This is a genomic window from Aeromonas sp. 25-248 (assembly GCF_053005425.1).
On sequence record NZ_JBRKTB010000001.1, the window covers coordinates 672547 to 690139 of the forward strand.

The following is a 17593-nucleotide window of genomic DNA, read 5'->3' on the forward strand; positions in this document are numbered from 1 at the left end:
CCCCGGGAGCTGCACGGATGACGTCTGAGATCAGGCGCGTCGCAAGATGGGTCACCATCGCCATCAGCATCGCGAGGGAAGGCACGGTGCAAACTGAGAAGCGCCGCTTTCATCTGACAAGGCAATCATGGGAGATGGCGCGACCGGCCTTCGTTGTGCTTTGCCATCCAGCCGCCATGCAGCCGGATGGCAAAACACAAAAGCTCCGACCACATCCGGTTGAATGGGTCGGAGAAAGCTTGCACGGGTCTGGTGACGGCTGACACGGCAGTCATCAGGCCCTGGGGTGCACTACAAGGAACAACGGCAATCAATAAATCGGTGATCAGGCCTCGATCGGCGCGCGCCAGTCATCCGCACCAGAGGTACCGGCAACGGTGTGCTCCCAGTCGATCTTGCGGTAGGCCATGGAGACCTGGATCAGCTGGGTGAAGTCGGACTTCGCCGGATCCTGGCAGTGGGGCATCTGGCAGTCGATGTCAACGATGGTGGCATCGGTCAGCACAGTGCTGAAGAAGTGCTCCTGCTTGCCCTCGACGGAGGTGCGGTACCACTTCAGGGTCACTTTCGGCAGCATCTCGCCGGAGGCCAGGGAGTTGTACATCAGCGGCACGGCCTTGTTCAGGGCAACGGTGAACTTGAACGGCTTGTGGACGCGCTGACCCGCCGGCTGACCGGATTGCGGATCGGTCGGCACGGTGACGACGTGCTGGAACTCTTGTACCAGCATCTCGTCTTCGTGGCCCTGCACGAAGATGTTGCCGACGGAATCGGAGGTGAAGGCACCGGCGGTGATGTTGCCCTGGGTTTTACCTTCGATGCTGATATAACATGGGGTTGGCATGGAATTGCTCCTGATGGTTGAACGGTTATGACACTCGCCCGAATCCGTTAGCAGCGTCCATGCCACTCTTTTTACCCATTACATTTCAATCAGTTATAAAAAATCTCCCCATAAGGCAGTACGCTCGGCGCAATAAGTTGTACTTTTCAACACGTTTGACCATCAGTCATTGCACTGGCAGTTCAATCTTCTGGTATGTGCGCAATTTTTTGCGCCAATCCGACGGGAACACTACTGTTCATCCACATTGGCGACGGCGGCCAGCTCTACATTCAACCTCACCACCCCCTGTTTCAGCGCCCAGGAGATCGCCTGGCACTTGCTGCTGGCCCCCAGCTTGGTGACCACATTGTTCAGATGAAAGGTCACCGTGCGCGGGGTGATCCCCAGGATCTGCGCAATATCGCTCGTCTGCTTCCCTTCCGCCGCCCAGCGGCATACCTCCAGCTCGCGCAGGCTCAGGGCATCATGAGAGGACTCCCCTACCAGACAGACCCTCACCACCGCCTCGAAGATATGCATGGATAGCCAGCTGAGAAAAGGCACCGCGGAAAGCCACTGCGCTCTGGTGCGAGGCGTGCTGGTGATCAGGGAGAGCAGGCCCACATGACCGTTGGCTCCGTGCCAGGGAAACGTAATGCCGTCGCGCAATCCCGCCTGCTGCGCGAGCGTCATCACCGCAAGGCGCTCATCGTCACAGACCCCCTGCACCATGAGATCCGCCCACAGGATGGGGGTGCTCTGCTCCATGCCGCGCTGGACGACGGGATCGATGGCAAAGAAGTTGGCCTGGGTATAGGCGTCAACCCACTCCTGAGGACAACCATTGAAGATGGTGACATCCGGTCGCTGTATGGTGCTGGGAGACATCAGGGCCAATCTGAAGTAGTCAAATCCCGCCTGTGTCGTCAACTGGCGCAGCAACGCCACTATGGTGTGCTCATCGTCGGCCTGTTCGAACCGGGAGATGAGATCTAACGCGTAGCTTGTATCCATGTTGTCGAATTGTTTTCAAATGGTGTCGGCATTGTTTTTCATGAAACCCAATGGGAGCTGAATCACGTGCCAACAAATAGAAACGGAACCCGTGAAACCCTGATCTCAGGGCCCGCCACGAGCCTCGGGGGCTCGCTCTCGGCGGGATGGAGGGCATGACGCAGAGCGAAATACCAATAACCAGAACTTAACTGCATTAAAATCACGAGTTTTTGCAAAAAACATCGCAATCATATAACAGCACTCGACGGGGAAGGGATAATAAACTTTCCAGATGAGACCTTGGTCACTGACAGGCCGATCGTTTTGTGTCCCGTCCCCCGTTTCTGGCCCTTTACGGGCTTCCCCGGCCTGGCACCGGCTGTTAACATGCGCCCCTTATGCCTGTTATGTGCTCTGGGGTGGCCGTCACGCCGCCCTGACCCTGCCCTGTGCAGCCTCTGCCGCCTGACTCCGGTTATGCCGACCGGTCGGTTTACCCGGCCACCAACAGCCAATGCAACCCTGTGATCCCCGCCATTTCCCCTGATTTGCGGGCCTGTGGCCATGGACCCTCAACGAGCGAGAAAATCCCCATGCTGGAACGTGCAAGACAAGAGTGGTTCTCCAACATACGGGGCGATCTGCTGTCGGGCATCGTCGTCGCCCTGGCGCTGATCCCGGAGGCCATCGCCTTCTCCATCATTGCGGGCGTCGACCCCAAGGTCGGCCTCTATGCCTCCTTCTGCATCGCCGTGGTCATCGCCTTCGTCGGCGGTCGTCCCGGCATGATTTCCGCCGCCACCGGCGCCATGGCGCTCCTGATGGTGACCCTGGTCAAGGAACATGGCCTGCAGTATCTGCTGGCGGCCACCCTGCTCACCGGCCTCTTCCAGATAGCGGCGGGCTACCTCAGGCTCGGCAGCCTGATGCGATTCGTCTCCCGCTCCGTGGTGACCGGCTTCGTCAACGCCCTGGCCATCCTTATCTTCATGGCCCAGCTGCCCGAACTCACCAACGTCACCTGGCAGGTCTACGCCATGACCGCGGCCGGGCTTGGCATCATCTATCTGTTCCCGCTCGTTCCCGTGGTGGGCAAACTGCTCCCCTCCCCCCTGCTGTGCATCGTCGTCCTGACGGCGGTGGCCATCACCCTGGGCATCGACATCCGTACCGTGGGCGACATGGGCGAGCTGCCCGATACCCTGCCGGTCTTCCTCTGGCCCGACGTGCCCCTCAATCTGGAGACCCTGGCCATCATCTTCCCCTACTCAGCGGGGCTGGCGGTGGTGGGACTGCTCGAGTCCATGATGACGGCAGCCATCGTCGACGAGATGACCGACACCCCAAGCGATCGCAACCGCGAGTGCAAGGGTCAGGGGATCGCCAACATCGGCGCCGGTCTGCTGGGAGGCATGGCGGGGTGCGCCATGATTGGCCAGTCCGTCATCAACATCAAATCCGGTGGCCGCGGCCGCCTCTCCACCTTCGTGGCGGGGACCCTGCTCATCCTGATGGTGGTCTTCATGGATGAGTGGATCCGTCAGATCCCCATGGCAGCCCTGGTGGCCGTGATGATCATGGTCTCCATCGGCACGTTTTCCTGGGAGTCGGTACGCAACCTGAAGAGCCACCCCCTCTCCACCAACCTCGTGATGGTGACCACCGTCGCCGTGGTGGTCGCGACCCACAACCTGGCACTCGGGGTCTTCGTGGGGGTGCTGCTCGCCTCTCTCTTCTTCGCCCACAAGGTTGCCCGCGTCATGCTGGTCAAGAGCGACAGCGAGCGCAGCGGCGCCGTGCGTACCTATCTGGTGCGGGGCCAGGTCTTCTTTGCCAGCGCCGAGCAGTTCCTGGCCAGTTTCGATTTCAGGGAGGAAGTGGAGAAGGTGGTCATCGACCTGACGCACGCCCACTTCTGGGACATCACCGCCATCACGGCCCTCGACAAGGTGGTCATCAAGTTCCGCCGCGAGGGGAAAGAGGTGGCGGTCATCGGCCTGAACGACGCCAGTGCCACCCTGGTCGATCGCTTTGCCATCCACGACAAACGCCAGGAGGGAGAGCCCCTGCTGGCCGAGCATTGATCCCGGCGCCCCCATGAGGGCGCTGCCTGCAAGCCATAAAAAAAGCCCGTCTCTCACCATGAGATGGGCTTTTTTTGGGCTGTTGGATCACAGTCAACACACGCGCCTCGGCGCGCCCATCCCGAGCCGATGCGGCAACGCGGGGTCATGACCTGCCGTCAGGGTGCAAGAGGGGCCATGAAAGCAGGAACAGGGTGCCGCCCCGCCCGCCGGGTTGGCAAACCGCGCTGCCGCCGTGGGCCTCGGCAATCGCCTTGACCACCGCCAGCCCGAGCCCGCTGCCGCCACTCTTGCGCGAGCGTGACGGATCCCCTCGGCGAAACGCCTCGAAGATATGGGCGGCGACCTCCTCGCTGATACCAGGCCCCTCATCCTCCACGCTCAGGATGCACTGGACGCCCGAACGATGCAGGCGCACGGTCAGCATGCCCGGCACCGCGTGCTTCTGGGCATTTTCCAGCAGCGCCATCAGAGCCTGACGAATGCGAAGTGCATCGCAACAGACACAAAGCTCGGCATCGAGCTCCCGCTTGAGGGTGAAACCGCTCGCGGCCAGAGGAGTGGCAAACGCCTCAAGCACCACGGCAAGCTCGTCGGCCAGCCTGATCGCCTCTCGTTGCAACTCCAGGTGGCCGCTGTCGTTGAGACTGAGTACCCGCAAGTCTTCGATCAGGTGGGTCAATCCCTCCACCTGGCGCAACAAACCTTCAAAGAGCGCACGCTCTGGCGGAAATACCCCTTCGGCCAGCCCCTGCAATCGGCCACGCAATATGGTCACCGGGGTGCGCAATTCGTGGGCGATGGCGGCATTCCAGAACTCCCGCTCGCGGGTCATGCTCTGCAGTCGCTCGGCCATGGTGTTGAAGTCCCGCACCAGTTGCGCCGTCTCCCCGATCGCCTGTTCATCCAGCGGCACGCGCGCATCGAGTTTGCCCTCTGCCACCTCTCGCAGGCTGTTCGCCACCGAATTGAGCGGGGTCAGGATACGCCGAGAGAGGCGCACCGCCACGTACAGCGCCATCCCCAATGCAATGAGAATGGTCGAGCCAATCCAGATCATCTCGACCCTGGAGGGCATCCAGCTCTCGGAGATGCTGCCAGGCACATAGGTCACGGCAATGGCGTAGAACACATAGGTGCCGATCACCGCGAGGCAGATGATGCCGAGTGCCATCAGCCCCAGGGAGCGGATGATTTGCCTGCGCAGGCCGGGTGCCGATGTCACGCATCGCCCCCGAAGCGATAGCCGACGCCCCAGACACTGGCGGGCACCCCCTGGATGCCCTGTGCCTCCAGCTTCTTGCGCAGCTTGCTGATGTGGCTGTCCACCGTGCGCTCCTGGGTATCCCCCTCCGGCAGGCAGTGGGTCAGCAGCTCGGCGCGGCTGAACACCCGCTTGGGTGCCCGCATCAGGGAGGCGAGCAACTTGAACTCGGTCAGGGTCAGATCCAGCACCTGCTGCCCCTCATCGCGGCAAATGCTGGCCTCGTGGCTCTCCAGATCGATCTGGAAGGGGCCGACCCGCAGCACCCGGGCCGTGGTCTGTTTCGCAGCCTGGCTGCGTCTGAGCACCGCCTGTACCCGGGCCACCACTTCGGCCGGGTTGAAGGGTTTGACCACATAGTCATCCGCCCCCATGCGCAGCCCCATCAGCTTGTCGAGGTCCTGATCCAGGGCGGTCAGCATGATCACCGGCGTGTCGCCACGGGCCCGGATCTCGCTGAGCACCTGCCAGCCATCGAGCTGCGGCATCTGCACATCCAGCAACAGGAGGTCGGGTTTGCATGTCTGGTGCATGGCCAGGGCTTCGCGGCCATCGGCGGCATGCAGGGTGCGCAATCCGTGGCGTTGCAGGTAAGCGGCGAGGATGTCGGCTATCTCGGCTTCATCCTCTGCAATCAGTACCAGTGACTGGGCCGCCGGGTTGGCGGAAGCAGGAAGATACGACATGGTCGGACTCGAAAATGGTGGGCTTGAACTTTATCACCGCCTCCATGGATTCTCCACAAAGCCTCGAATCATTCGCAATAGCCCCTCGCCATAATGCCCGTTCGATGTGCTTTCGCGGCAACACCATGCCCGGGAGGCGGTTTAACGAGGTGAATATGATGTTTGTCAAACAGCGGTATGCGGGCGCTTTGCTCGCCGTCATTGCCGTATTCGGATTGGCAGGTTGCGATGGGGCGACGCAAGCGCAAGATGCGCCGGCCCTTCCTCAGGTGTCGGTGATGACGCTGGCAGGTCAGGACCTGGTCATCAGCGAGGATCTGCCCGCCCGGGTGGCCGCGGTGCGCAGCGCCGAAATTCGGGCCCAGATTAGCGGCATCGTGCAGCGCCGCCTGTTCGAGCAGGGCGCCGAAATCGGCGCAGGCACCGTGCTGTTCCAGATAAATCCGGCCCCCTTCAAGGCGGATGTCGACAGCGCCGCCGCCGCATTGCAGCGCGCGGAGGCCGTGCTGGCCCGCGCCCGTATCCAGATTGACCGTCTGGTGCCGCTGCTGCGCACCGAGGCCATCAGCCGCCAAACCTATGACGATGCTGTCTCCCAGCGTGATCAGGCGGCCGCCGACGTGGCTCAGGCCAGGGCGACCCTGGCCCGGCACCAGCTGAACCTGCAATTTGCCAGCGTGGAGGCCCCCATCGCCGGGCGCATCGATCAGGCGCTGGTGAGTGAAGGGGCCCTGGTGTCCCCCACCGACGCCACCCCCATGGCTAGGATCCAGCAGATCGATCAGGTCTACGTCGATGTGCGTCAACCCGCCTCTGTGCTCGACACCCTGCGCCAGCAGGCTGGCTCGACGGCACCGGAACTGACGGTGGACATCCTCGGCAGCGACGGCAAGCCGCTCGGCATGCAGGGGCACATCCTCTTCTCCGGCATCGAGGTGGATGCCGGGACCGGTGACGTACTGCTGCGGGTACTGGTGGACAACCCGGAGCGGCGGCTCTTGCCCGGCCTCTACGTACAGGCGCGCATTCCCCGTGCCCGCTATGCCAACGCCCTGAGCGTGCCTCAGCAGGCGGTGGTGCGCACATCGGGCCAGACCAGCGTGTGGGTGGTGGATGGCCAGGGGCAGGCACAACTGGTTCCGGTCAACACCGCTGAACTGGTGAATAGCCAGTACCGCATCGCGTCCGGGCTCAACGCCGGACAGCGGGTGGTGATCGAGGGGATCGACCGCCTGACCCCGGGGACGCAAGTCATTGCCCATCCCTGGCAATCCCCCGCCCTCAGCCAGCAGGCCGACGCCGGTAACCGTTGAATCGGAGACATTTCATGCCGCAGTTTTTCATTCATCGCCCGGTGTTTGCCTGGGTGATCGCCCTCTTCATCGTGCTGGCGGGGGTCATCGCCATCCCCAAGCTGCCCATCTCCCGCTATCCCTCGGTGGCGCCGGTGTCGGTGACCCTCTATGCCACCTATCCGGGCGCCACGCCGCAGACCCTGAACGATGCGGTGGTGAGCCTGATCGAGCGCGAGCTGTCTGGGGTGAAGAACCTGCTCTACTTCGAGTCGTCGGTAGATGCCTCCGGCAGCGCGCAGATCACCGCCACCTTCAAGCCGGGCACCGATCCGGAGCTGGCCCAGATGGACGTGCAAAACCGCATCAAGGCGGTCGAGCCTCGCTTGCCACAGGCGGTGCGGCAAACCGGCCTGCAGGTGGAGTCCGCCTCGTCCGGCTTTCTGATGATGGTCGGCATGACTTCACCGGATGGCCGCTTCGATGAGGTCGCGCTGAACGACTACATGGCCCGCAATATCGTGCAGGAGCTGCGCCGCATCGACGGCGTGGGGCGAGTGCAGCTGTTCGGCGCCGAGCAGGCCATGCGCATCTGGGTGGATCCGGGCAAGCTCGCCGCCTACGGGTTGACCATCAGCGAGGTGGCGCAGGCCATCGAGCAGCAGAACGTGCAGATTGCACCGGGGCGCCTCGGCGACGAACCCGCCCTGCCTGGCCAGCGACTGACGGTTCCCCTCACGGTAGAGGGGCAACTGACCACTCCCGAGGCGTTCGCCGCCATCGTACTGCGGACAGGTGCCGATGGCGCCAAGCTGGTGCTGGGTGACGTGGCCCGGGTCGAGCTGGGGGCGCAATCCTACGCCTTTTCCAACCGCGAGAACGGGGTGGCTGCCACCAGCGCCGCCATCCAGCTCTCCCCCGGCGCCAACGCCGTGCGCACCGCCGATGCGGTGCGCACCCGTCTCGCTCAGCTCGCCCCCACTCTGCCGGCGGGCATGGCCTATTCGATCCCGTTCGACTCGGCCCCCTTCGTCAAGGTCTCCATCGACAAGGTGATCCACACCCTGCTGGAAGCCATGGTACTGGTGTTCCTGGTGATGTTTCTCTTCCTGCAGAACCTGCGCTACACCCTGATCCCGGCCATCGTCGCCCCCATCGCCCTGCTTGGCACCTTCGCGGTGATGCTGCTGGCCGGCTTTTCCATCAACACCCTCACCATGTTCGGCATGGTGCTGGCCATCGGCATCATCGTCGACGACGCCATCGTGGTGGTGGAGAACGTCGAGCGCCTGATGGCCACCCAGGGGCTATCGCCCAGGGAGGCGACATCGCGGGCCATGAAGGAGATCACCGGGGCGGTGATCGGCATCACCCTGGTGCTCACGGCGGTGTTCATCCCCATGGCGTTCGGCAGCGGCTCCGTGGGGGTCATCTACCAGCAGTTCACCCTGTCGATGGCGGTCTCGATCCTGATGTCCGCCTTCCTCGCCCTGACCCTGACGCCGGCGCTCTGCGCCACCCTGCTGCGTCCGGTCAGCCCGAGTCACCATGAGAAGCGCGGTTTCTTCGGCGCCTTCAACCGGGGCGTCGAGCGGCTCACCACAGGCTACAGCGTTCGGGTCACCCGGCTGGTCGGGCGCAGCGGACGCGTGATGACTACCTTCGCCGCCCTCTGCGCCGTGCTGGCCATTGCGGCCACCCAACTGCCCTCCTCTTTCCTGCCGGACGAGGATCAGGGCTATTTCATGACCTCCATCCAGTTGCCGACCGGCGCCACCAGCGAGCGCACCCTGGCCGTCATCAAGGAGTTCGAGGCCCATGTGGCCTCTCGCGAGGCGCTCGACACCAATCTGGTGGTGCAAGGCTTCAGCTTCTCCGGCGCCGGCCCCAATGCGGCCATGGCCTTCACCATGCTCAAAGACTGGGACCAGCGTCATGGTGCCACGGCTGCCGAAGAGGCTGAGCTGGCACAGGCCGCCATGGCCAACAGCAAGGAAGGCACCGTGATGAGCCTGCTGCCGCCCGCCATCGACGAACTGGGCACCTCTTCGGGTTTCACGCTCTTCCTGCAAGACAGGGCCAACCAGGGGGAGGCCGCGCTGCTGGCCGCCCAGGCGCAACTGCTGGCACTGGCGGCCCAAAGCGAAGTGGTGAGCGATGTCTATCCCGACAGCCTGCCCCCCGGCGAGAGCATTCACCTCGAGATCAACCGGCAGAAGGCCGAGGCCATGGGACTCTCGTTCACCAGCGTGAGCAGCACCCTCTCGGCGGCGATGGGGTCGCTCTACATCAACGATTTCCCCAACGGCGGGCACATGCAGCAGGTCATCCTGCAGGCCGACGCGTCGGCGCGCATGCAGCTTGATGACGTACTCGGCCTGCGGGTGCGCAATGCCAGCGGCGGCATGGTGCCCCTGCGGGAGGTGGTGACGCCGACCTGGCGCCAGTCGCCGCAACAGATGATGCGCTTCGAGGGCTTCCCCGCCGTGCGTCTCTCCGGGAGTGCCGCCCCCGGGGTGTCCAGTGGCGCCGCGATGGCGGAAATGGATCGCCTGGTGGCGCAATTGCCGCCAGGCTTCGCCCTGGCCTGGACGGGACAGTCGCTGCAGGAGCGCCAGTCGGCGGCCGAGGCCCCCCTGCTGATGCTGCTGTCGGCGCTGGTGGTCTTCCTGGTGCTGGCCGCGCTCTACGAGAGCTGGTCCATTCCGCTCTCCGTGATGCTGGTGGTCCCCCTGGGCCTGCTCGGCGCCGTGGCGGCGGTGATGCTGCGCGGCATGCCCAACGACGTCTTCTTCAAGGTGGGCATGATCACCATCATCGGCCTGTCGGCCAAGAACGCCATCCTCATCGTGGAGTTTGCCCGCCAGTTGCACGGCGAAGGGCGCTCGCTGCTTGACGCTGCGGTGACCGCCGCCCGCCTGCGCCTGCGCCCCATCCTGATGACGTCGCTCGCCTTCACCCTCGGCGTGGTGCCGCTGATGCTCGCCAGCGGTGCCAGCGCGGAGACCCAGCATGCCATCGGCACCGGCGTGTTCGGCGGCATGATCAGCGGCACCCTGCTGGCCATCTTCTTCGTGCCGGTCTTTTTTGTCTTCGTCATCGGCACCCAGGCGCGCATTCAGGCCTGGCGGGCACAGCGAGCACAGCGAGCACAGCACCGATCATGCTGACCGCTGCGCGGGTTTGCTGGCCCTGGGGAGGCGATGATCATGCTATGCATGCCTGGCACCATTTTGCGTTCCTTCGAAGAGGATGAGCGCGCCATGGTGCCGGGCCTGTGGTTCATGACCGATGCTGCGGGGCGACCCTATCGCGGGTTGCCTCTCCTGGGTTTGTGTCCAGCCCTCCGTCGCCGGTGCATCCTTGGTCTTCTCCAAGATGGCGATCTGCTATCTGGCACAGGGGGCTTGCACCATCCCGGGTCGGTGCCGACCCAGCAGGAACCCGGCCTCAGCATCGCTCTGACGGCCGACTCCCTTGGCCTCATCGACTGCATGCTGTCTGCCATCACCAGTCAAGGCTGGACACTCCTGGTGCTTGAACCGCTGAAGAGGCCCCGCAAGGTTGATGACAGCCTGGTTCTCATGCAATACACCATGAAATCGAAGTCAATTTAAGTGTTGCTCAGAAATCGACACATCGCAATCACCTCAGATACATTGCAGATCTACTCCGATACTTTCCCTCTGATCGTCAGTCTCAAGAGAAAAATAAAATAAACCATTAAAAACAACGCAATAAACTCTTTTCATTTAAAGATAACTCTTTCTTGCACATCCCATCAGCTGGTCGTCAGGACACGTTTTCTGTGATTTGAAACACAAACTTTGATCATCACAGGGGATAAGCATTGCATTGGAAATCGATTTCAAGAAAATGAAGCCAGCATGATTTGTCTTGGCATCGATTGCATAGCGTCTGTTTGAGTCTTGACGGTTCATCGCGGTGGATATTTTTCCCATTGATTGGAGTGGTCAGTATGAATGCATCAAAAAAAGGACTTTTGGCGTCGTTGATCGCCGCTGCCCTGCTTGGCGGGTGTGGTGGGGCCGATAATATCGACTCGAATAGTGGCAACACCGGTGGTAATAACGGTGGCGACAACGGTGGCACCACGCCCCCTGGCGACAGCACCCTGATCCTGTTCGGGGTCGGTGCCAATGGGGGTACAACCCCCAGCATCCAGTCAGAGAAGGACAACTGGAGCTTGCAACCGGTCACCGCTTCTCCCGTCGCCATGACCAGCATCAGCGCCGTGCTCATCAACAATGCCGGTACCGATGACACCGCCGATGTGCAGGTAGCCGGTGACGGAGATGGCACCTTCATGCTCAAATCCGCCACCCCTCTGAACCTGAGCAAATACGCCTCCGGTTTCATCGAGTTCCAGCTGCGGACCAAGAGCAAGGTGCCGGAAGTGCTCAATGCCTCCATCGACAACGAGTATCCCAACCGCAGCAGCCTGCCCATTGCCAGCGCCCTGACCGGTTCGGGCGACTGGGAAACGCTCACGCTGCCCATCAACTGCATGAAGCCCTTCCCCGGTGCCACGGCCATCAACCTCGCCACTGTGGGCACACCGTTCCACCTGGCCACCAAGGAAGCCTTCAACTACGAAATCACCAACATCAAGTACCTGCTCACCACCTCGGCCAAGCCCGTTGTCGACCCGGTCACCTGTGAAGCGCCTGGCGGTGCTACCGACCCGGGCACAGACCCAGGCACCGACCCGGGAACCGATCCTGGCACCGATCCAGGTACCAATCCGGACACAGGCTCCGGCGTCAACAATGCCCCCGCGCTGGTGGCCACCGATGCCGCACTCTACTACTCCGGTGACAAGAGCCAGGCCTTGGACCGCAGCTCCGATTACCCGGCAGCCAGCTTCGGCGGCACCCTGACCGATGAAAACCAGGTCATCACCATGGACCTGCCAGGCAATGGCGCTGCCTTCCTCGGGACCGACAGCGCCAATGGGGATCTCTCCGCCTATCAGGACGGCGCCATGCTGCTCGACCTGAAAGTCTCCAGCTACGGTGACTCCCCCAACATCCAGATCCGCATGGACGGTACCGCAGGCCCGGACTTTGGCACCTTCTTCACCATGGACAGCAACATCGTGCCCGATGACGACACCTGGTACCGCTGCATCCTGCCGGTCGCCTCTCTCATTCCGGCGGCCAACACCGGCTCGGTGCAAAAGGCGCTCTACCTGAGCGGGGCCTGGGACTCCATGGCCGGTCTGCGCTTCGCCTTCACCAACGTGGCCCTGAAAACAGCCATCCCGGCAGACTTTGACAGCAATCAGCCCTGCCAGCAGATCAAGTGACAAGGCATTGAATCTTCGAGAAATCGATTGAAAATAATTTTCTACGGATTGGAGCAATAAGATGAAATTGAAGTCACTCGCCTTGTTTGTCGGGGCATGTTGCGGGCTGGCAATGCCCGCAGTATCGAATGCCGCCGAGAGTTTTGGCTTCCACGGTTACATTCGTGCCGGCTCGATGTTTGACGCCAAGGACAACTTCGCCAAGGCGGGGTACGAATATGAGATGGACAAGACCATGGGGCGCCTGGGCTCCGAGCTGGACAACAGCTGGGAAGCGGGCCTGAACAAGTTGTGGGATCTGGGCAGCAACAAGTCGGTCAACATCCACTTCAAGGTGGAGTCCGATGCCGACGGCCTGCAAACCCGTGCCGCGCCTCGCGAAAGCGGTGTGTCAGAAACCTATGTGGAGCTGGGTGGCATCACCCCGACCGGGACCATGTGGGGCGGCCTGCGCTATTACGACCGCGAGAACTACATCTGGACCACCGACTATTTCTACACGGACTACTCGGGAACCGGCGTCGGCATCAAAGCCATGGAGATGGCGGGTGGCAAGTGGGACTTTGCCTATATCAACAGCAACGACACCAGCCACTCCGACCGCGCCAATGGCACTGAAGCCACCATGCACACCCTCCACACCAGCGCCCTCTATGGTGCCTGGGACATGGAGATCGCACTCAAGCAGATGCCCAGCAACGAGTTCACCGGCGACAACAAGCAATATGCGACCAAGGGGGCAGAAGGAACCGTCATCTATTCCCGCGACGACTTCTTCTTCATGCCGGGGGGCTTCTCCAAGTTCATCGCCCAGGCAGGACGTGGGCTGGGTTCAGGGGACTTGCTGGGTGCCAACCTGACCAATACCGCCATGTATCGCAAGGGCTCCCTGTATCAGAAGACACTGCAGGACAAGGCGGATGGCTATAAACCCTACCAGTCCAAGGTGATGGAAGGCGATCAATCCTACCGCCTCTTCCTCTGGGGTGGCTGGTATGGCGCCAATATTCATCTGCTGCCGACCCTCTCCTACCAGTACAACGACTACGAGCTGGGTGGCCATGATTCCTGGTATGCCGCATCTCTGCGCCCGGTATTCCCGATCAATGAGTTCTTCTCCATCCAGACGGAAGTCGGATATGTGAAAAACAACCTGATCATCGACAACGTCGAACGGGGTGGCACCTCTCACAAGGTCAGCATAGTGCCGACCTTCACCGTCAATACCGGCATGGGGCCCTCACCGGAGATCCGCATTCTGACGACCTATGTCGATCACAACAACGAGACCCCCTGGCAGGAAGACCGGGAAGATTTCCTGGTCGGTGTACAGGCGGACATGTGGTGGTAGGTTAGGTCGCGATACTTATCTGCACTATAATCTCGGGTCCCTTGGGGGACCCGCATTGCATACGAGGAAACACGATGAAGGGAACGAAGCAGTGTCTGCCTTTCCTGGTCAGTCTGCTGATGGCCGGATGCGCCGGCATGGGCCCGGAGCATTCGCCAGGATCGGCAGTCTCCGCCCTGCAGCAACAGGTTGAACAAGGTCGGGAACAATTGTCGAACAAGGTGGCGGTCGAGTCGTTCAAGGAACTTCGCTTCCAGTCCCTCGGGCAGGAGAGCCGCTGGGTCGATGTGAGCACCGACAGCCAGGTCTATGCATTTGATTCAGGCAAAAGCTATGTAATGGCCTTCTCGCTGCCCGAAGTCAGCCAGGCGACTCGCGTCAAAATAACCATTCCGGTCGACTATACCGTCTTCCTGCCCAGCATCCTGTTGCTGGACGAGCAATACAACGCCGTTCAAACCATTCCCGGTTCCACATTCAGTTATGACGGTCGTTCGTTAATTTCAGGGCAGAACATTCAGGGGGAATTCACCATTCCAGCCCCCATCGGCAGCGCTCGGGCCGCCTATATGGTGATCTATTCCACGGCGAAGGACATGCAGGGCAGTACCCGGCTCAACCCGGACGATCTCCAGCGCGCCATGCAATATGATCGCACCACGGATGTCGCCCGCCTCATCAATGTGGAAGTGCCTCACTCTGCTACCGGACGCCTATATTTGACGCTGGACGCAGAGCCCGCTGCAAATGCGACGCAGATCGCAAAAACCATATCACCCGTGATGGTCTCACCCGATAAATCGTTGGGTGAACTGGATTATTATCAGCATATTCGCACTGCCGTTCAGAGCAAAAACTATGAGCAGGCGCTCGCCTGGGTCAAAGCCGCCGAGCAAGCCGGTTTTACCAAGGCAAAAGAGGTCTTTTTTGCCGCCCAGCAGTAGCATTCCCTCCCCTGGCAAGGCGCATCATCGCTTGTCACCACCAGGGGAAACGGGTATCCTAACTTGCTGATTTATTAAGAAGATATTCATATAACACTGGCCATGACCAGGGGTTTTCACAGTCGAGTACGGAGGGGGGATGTCGAAGTCAGCTCAGGAGAAAAAAGCCACTGTCTATGATATCGCCCGCCGAGCCGGTGTCTCGGCAAGCACTGTATCCCGGATATTGAACGGCTCGGCCAAAGTGGCCGCAGATAAACGTCAGGCGGTGGAAGATGCCATTCAGGAATTGAATTTTCGTCCCAACCTGATGGCGCAATATTTGAAAACGGGTCAGTCCATGACCCTGGGTGTTTTGACCCAACATGTGGAGAGTCCATTTTCCAACGAAATGTTGCGGGGTGTTGAACACACTCTTCAGGGCATGGAGTATGTGCCGCTGATTGTCAGCGGTCACTGGAATGCGGAAGAAGAAGTTGAGCGGTTGCGCCTGCTGGTGGCACGGCGGGTTGATGGCCTTATTATTTTGACCGGCCACGTCAATCAGCAAACACTGCTCGAGTTTTCCCAGCAAATACCGATTGTGGCCACAGGTCACAATATCATGACCGAGCGGGTACACTCCTTCAGCATCAATAACCGGCTGGGTGGCTACATGGCGACTCGCTATTTATTGGATCTGGGTCATCGTAACATCGCCCATATCGTCGGTTTGCCGGATCATAACGATGCCATCGAGCGTCATCATGGCTATCGCCAGGCCCTGGTGAGCGCAGGTATCGAATATGACCCCTCCCTGGTCATCCAGGGGGATTTCGCCGAAGTCGGCGGGCTCAATGCCGTCAAGAAGCTGGTGGAGAGCGGCCGGAAATTCTCCGCCATCTTCTGCGCCAACGATCAGACCTGTTACGGGGCCATTCTGGGTCTCAAGCAGTGCGGCTTGCGGGTGCCTGAGGATGTTTCTCTCATCGGTTTTGACGACCTGCCCTTCTCCACCTTTTCCAACCCGCCATTGACCACGGTGCGCCAGCCCATCTACGAGATGGGTGTCAAGATGGTCAAGACTCTGTTGGGTTTGATCGAGAACACGGAGCTGAACTCGGACGAACTGCCCGAATTGAGCATTGTGGTGCGTGATACCACACTGCCGTATAAGGGGTGAACACAGACCGGGGCAGTTCTCTGCGCAGCATCAGATCCCAGCACAGCATCAGCGCAAAGCGGCCTTCGGGCCGTTTTTCTTTTGTCAGCCACCTGTCCAGCGAGCGACGAGTCCCTGCCGCGACTTCCACCTTGACTCTCTGACATAGCACAGAGACCACACACAACCTGGCGTCCCTCTTCTGCCGGCCCCTCAATCCGGCCTGGCCCCATGACACCAGCCAAAGCCTGGCAATGGCAACCCGATGGACCCGGTCGACCTGAATGAAACAAGGCGCCTGAAGGCGCCTTGGGGAGTGTGCAGATCCCTGCGGGAGCGTGGCCACCGTCAAGGCGCTGCGAAGGGGGATTCCGTCCCGGTGGCCGCGCTGGTTGCCAGCGTGGGGAGAGGCTCGTCCGCTTCACACAGACTGGCTCTTCTCGTGGCCGCCTTCTGGGGGGGATACCAGCTTGCCAACCCCTGCTGGATGCGCGCGGCGGCCGCTTCCGGCGTCATGGTGCCGAGCACCACGGATTGCGATACCTCCGCAAGCTCTGTGGTAAGCAATGGCTCACCCCGGGTGAGGAACTGCGCCCCCAGACGCAAGGTGGAATCGCAGGTATCCCGCCAGCCCATCATGGTGCTCGCCACCGGGTCCTTGAGCTCGAAGAAGTGATTGGAGAGGGAGAAAAAGCCGGGCACCGAATTGGAGAAACGCTCGGCAAAGTCGGCGCTTGCCATCCACTCCACCAGTTTCAGGGCGGCCTCCTTGTTCGGGCTGGCGGCATTGATGCCGATCCCCATGTCGGTGTGATCGGTGAAATAGCAGGTGTCCCCCTCCCGCGCGACGGGGGGCGGGAAGGCACCAAAATTGACCTTGCCGGTGAACTGGGCCAGCGACCAGGAGCCCGCCACTATCATGGCGGCCTTGCCCGCGGCAAAGGCATCCACCGCCTGTGCTTCGGTGGCATCGGCCGGATGATCCCCTATGTAGGGCCGCCAGCTCGCCAGCTCACGAAACGCCGCCACATAAGGGGCATCGGTCACTCGCGCCTGACCGTTGATCAGCGCCAGGCGGCCATCTTCCCCATGCCAGTAATTGGGACCGATATTCTGATAACCAAGCTCGGAGACCACCCAGCTGTCGTGAGCCGCCAGTGCCAGCGGCAGATAGCGGCCATCCTGCTTCACCTTCTCCAGCACGGCGAAGAAGTCGGCACGGGTTCGCGGCGGTGTCAGCCCAAGGGCGTTGAAGATATCGACATTGAAGTAGAAACCCTGGATCACGGAGGCAATGGGCAGGCAGAAGGTCTGGGCCCCGGAGTCGGTCTGCCAGGCGGCCTTGGCAAAGCTCGGGAAGTTCTCCATCCCGGGCAGGTCCGTCAGATCCAGCAGATGCCCCTGCTGGAACAGCCGCAGGGACTGATCATAAGGACGGCAAGTGATGAGATCCCCCGCCTTCCCCGCTGCCAGCCGCTCGGCAAGCTCCCGATCGTAATCCGCCGAGCGCTGCGAATGCAGCTTAAGGGTGATCTCGGGATGGATCGCCTGAAAACGGGGCAGAAACTGCTCCTTCCAGAGTGCCTCGTCATCCACGCGCCTGGTTTCCAGCACCAGCTCCTGGGATACCGTCGCCGTACTCAGCCCCCAGACCAGCAGGGCACTCACAGATTTCCACAT

Annotated in this window: 14 protein-coding genes; 9 read left to right on the forward strand and 5 right to left on the reverse strand. The window is 61.3% G+C overall.

Going from position 1 to position 17593, the window contains the following annotated elements; translation table 11 throughout:
• Positions 1–17: 17 nt before the first annotated feature.
• On the forward strand, positions 18–263 hold the full coding sequence (locus ACVDHI_RS03115; RefSeq protein ID WP_041211262.1) for a hypothetical protein: 246 nt from the start codon (positions 18–20) through the stop codon (positions 261–263).
• A 62-nt stretch (positions 264–325) separates the two neighbouring features.
• Here ACVDHI_RS03115 and hcp1 read toward each other — a convergent pair whose 3' ends face one another.
• Both hcp1 and ACVDHI_RS03125 read right to left on the reverse strand, forming a co-directional pair.
• Positions 326–844 carry a type VI secretion system effector Hcp1 gene (gene hcp1 / locus ACVDHI_RS03120; protein ID WP_005332563.1) on the reverse strand — a complete coding sequence of 173 codons (519 nt, stop codon included), beginning with the start codon at positions 842–844 and terminating at the stop codon, positions 326–328.
• A gap of 231 nt (positions 845–1075) precedes the next feature.
• Complete coding sequence (locus ACVDHI_RS03125) at positions 1076–1840, reverse strand: LuxR family transcriptional regulator (RefSeq protein ID WP_041214665.1); 765 nt, start codon at positions 1838–1840, stop codon at positions 1076–1078.
• 575 nt (positions 1841–2415) lie between these two features.
• On the opposite strand from ACVDHI_RS03125, the gene ACVDHI_RS03130 reads away from it, so the two are divergent.
• Positions 2416–3906, forward strand: coding sequence for a SulP family inorganic anion transporter (locus ACVDHI_RS03130; protein ID WP_042877848.1), 1491 nt, complete (start codon positions 2416–2418; stop codon positions 3904–3906).
• Between the two features lie 145 nt (positions 3907–4051).
• Here ACVDHI_RS03130 and ACVDHI_RS03135 read toward each other — a convergent pair whose 3' ends face one another.
• Together ACVDHI_RS03135 and ACVDHI_RS03140 are read right to left on the reverse strand one after the other, a co-directional pair.
• On the reverse strand, positions 4052–5131 hold the full coding sequence (locus ACVDHI_RS03135; protein ID WP_447211672.1) for an ATP-binding protein: 1080 nt from the start codon (positions 5129–5131) through the stop codon (positions 4052–4054).
• Positions 5128–5856 carry a response regulator gene (locus ACVDHI_RS03140; RefSeq protein ID WP_042864283.1) on the reverse strand — a complete coding sequence of 243 codons (729 nt, stop codon included), beginning with the start codon at positions 5854–5856 and terminating at the stop codon, positions 5128–5130. The genes ACVDHI_RS03135 and ACVDHI_RS03140 overlap by 4 nt, the downstream gene beginning before the upstream one ends.
• Before the next feature lie 155 nt (positions 5857–6011).
• Between ACVDHI_RS03140 and ACVDHI_RS03145 the strand changes: the two genes are divergently transcribed.
• The 7 genes from ACVDHI_RS03145 (at position 6012) to ACVDHI_RS03175 (ending at position 15934) form a co-directional block, all read left to right on the forward strand.
• Positions 6012–7169, forward strand: coding sequence for an efflux RND transporter periplasmic adaptor subunit (locus tag ACVDHI_RS03145; protein ID WP_447211673.1), 1158 nt, complete (start codon positions 6012–6014; stop codon positions 7167–7169).
• A 14-nt stretch (positions 7170–7183) separates the two neighbouring features.
• Positions 7184–10318 carry a multidrug efflux RND transporter permease subunit gene (locus ACVDHI_RS03150; protein ID WP_447211674.1) on the forward strand — a complete coding sequence of 1045 codons (3135 nt, stop codon included), beginning with the start codon at positions 7184–7186 and terminating at the stop codon, positions 10316–10318.
• A gap of 33 nt (positions 10319–10351) precedes the next feature.
• Complete coding sequence (locus tag ACVDHI_RS03155) at positions 10352–10765, forward strand: hypothetical protein (protein WP_447211675.1); 414 nt, start codon at positions 10352–10354, stop codon at positions 10763–10765.
• Between the two features lie 362 nt (positions 10766–11127).
• Entirely contained in the window at positions 11128–12477 is a 1350-nt protein-coding gene (locus ACVDHI_RS03160; RefSeq protein ID WP_447211676.1) for a putative glycoside hydrolase, read from the forward strand.
• A gap of 61 nt (positions 12478–12538) precedes the next feature.
• On the forward strand, positions 12539–13828 hold the full coding sequence (locus tag ACVDHI_RS03165; protein WP_041214661.1) for a carbohydrate porin: 1290 nt from the start codon (positions 12539–12541) through the stop codon (positions 13826–13828).
• A 74-nt stretch (positions 13829–13902) separates the two neighbouring features.
• Entirely contained in the window at positions 13903–14772 is an 870-nt protein-coding gene (locus tag ACVDHI_RS03170) for a MalM family protein (RefSeq protein WP_039041337.1), read from the forward strand.
• Positions 14773–14911: 139 nt separating this feature from the next.
• Positions 14912–15934, forward strand: a complete 1023-nt coding sequence (locus ACVDHI_RS03175) for a LacI family DNA-binding transcriptional regulator (protein ID WP_447211677.1) — start codon at positions 14912–14914, stop codon at positions 15932–15934.
• 327 nt (positions 15935–16261) lie between these two features.
• Here the strand turns inward: ACVDHI_RS03175 and ACVDHI_RS03180 are convergent, their stop codons facing one another.
• The gene (locus tag ACVDHI_RS03180) at positions 16262–17593 is read right to left on the reverse strand and encodes an ABC transporter substrate-binding protein (protein ID WP_447211678.1); all 1332 of its coding nucleotides are present in this window, start codon (positions 17591–17593) and stop codon (positions 16262–16264) included.

What these genes read in the sequence shown, in the direction of transcription:
- ACVDHI_RS03115 (WP_041211262.1), top strand. Translation starts at nt 18, where the DNA reads ATGACGTCTGAGATCAGGCGCGTCGCAAGATGGGTCACCATCGCCATC.
- hcp1 (WP_005332563.1), bottom strand. Translation starts at nt 844, where the DNA reads ATGCCAACCCCATGTTATATCAGCATCGAAGGTAAAACCCAGGGCAAC.
- ACVDHI_RS03125 (WP_041214665.1), bottom strand. Translation starts at nt 1,840, where the DNA reads ATGGATACAAGCTACGCGTTAGATCTCATCTCCCGGTTCGAACAGGCC.
- ACVDHI_RS03130 (WP_042877848.1), top strand. Translation starts at nt 2,416, where the DNA reads ATGCTGGAACGTGCAAGACAAGAGTGGTTCTCCAACATACGGGGCGAT.
- ACVDHI_RS03140 (WP_042864283.1), bottom strand. Translation starts at nt 5,856, where the DNA reads ATGTCGTATCTTCCTGCTTCCGCCAACCCGGCGGCCCAGTCACTGGTA.
- ACVDHI_RS03145 (WP_447211673.1), top strand. Translation starts at nt 6,012, where the DNA reads ATGATGTTTGTCAAACAGCGGTATGCGGGCGCTTTGCTCGCCGTCATT.
- ACVDHI_RS03150 (WP_447211674.1), top strand. Translation starts at nt 7,184, where the DNA reads ATGCCGCAGTTTTTCATTCATCGCCCGGTGTTTGCCTGGGTGATCGCC.
- ACVDHI_RS03155 (WP_447211675.1), top strand. Translation starts at nt 10,352, where the DNA reads ATGATCATGCTATGCATGCCTGGCACCATTTTGCGTTCCTTCGAAGAG.
- ACVDHI_RS03160 (WP_447211676.1), top strand. Translation starts at nt 11,128, where the DNA reads ATGAATGCATCAAAAAAAGGACTTTTGGCGTCGTTGATCGCCGCTGCC.
- ACVDHI_RS03165 (WP_041214661.1), top strand. Translation starts at nt 12,539, where the DNA reads ATGAAATTGAAGTCACTCGCCTTGTTTGTCGGGGCATGTTGCGGGCTG.
- ACVDHI_RS03170 (WP_039041337.1), top strand. Translation starts at nt 13,903, where the DNA reads ATGAAGGGAACGAAGCAGTGTCTGCCTTTCCTGGTCAGTCTGCTGATG.
- ACVDHI_RS03175 (WP_447211677.1), top strand. Translation starts at nt 14,912, where the DNA reads ATGTCGAAGTCAGCTCAGGAGAAAAAAGCCACTGTCTATGATATCGCC.
- ACVDHI_RS03180 (WP_447211678.1), bottom strand. Translation starts at nt 17,593, where the DNA reads ATGTGGAAATCTGTGAGTGCCCTGCTGGTCTGGGGGCTGAGTACGGCG.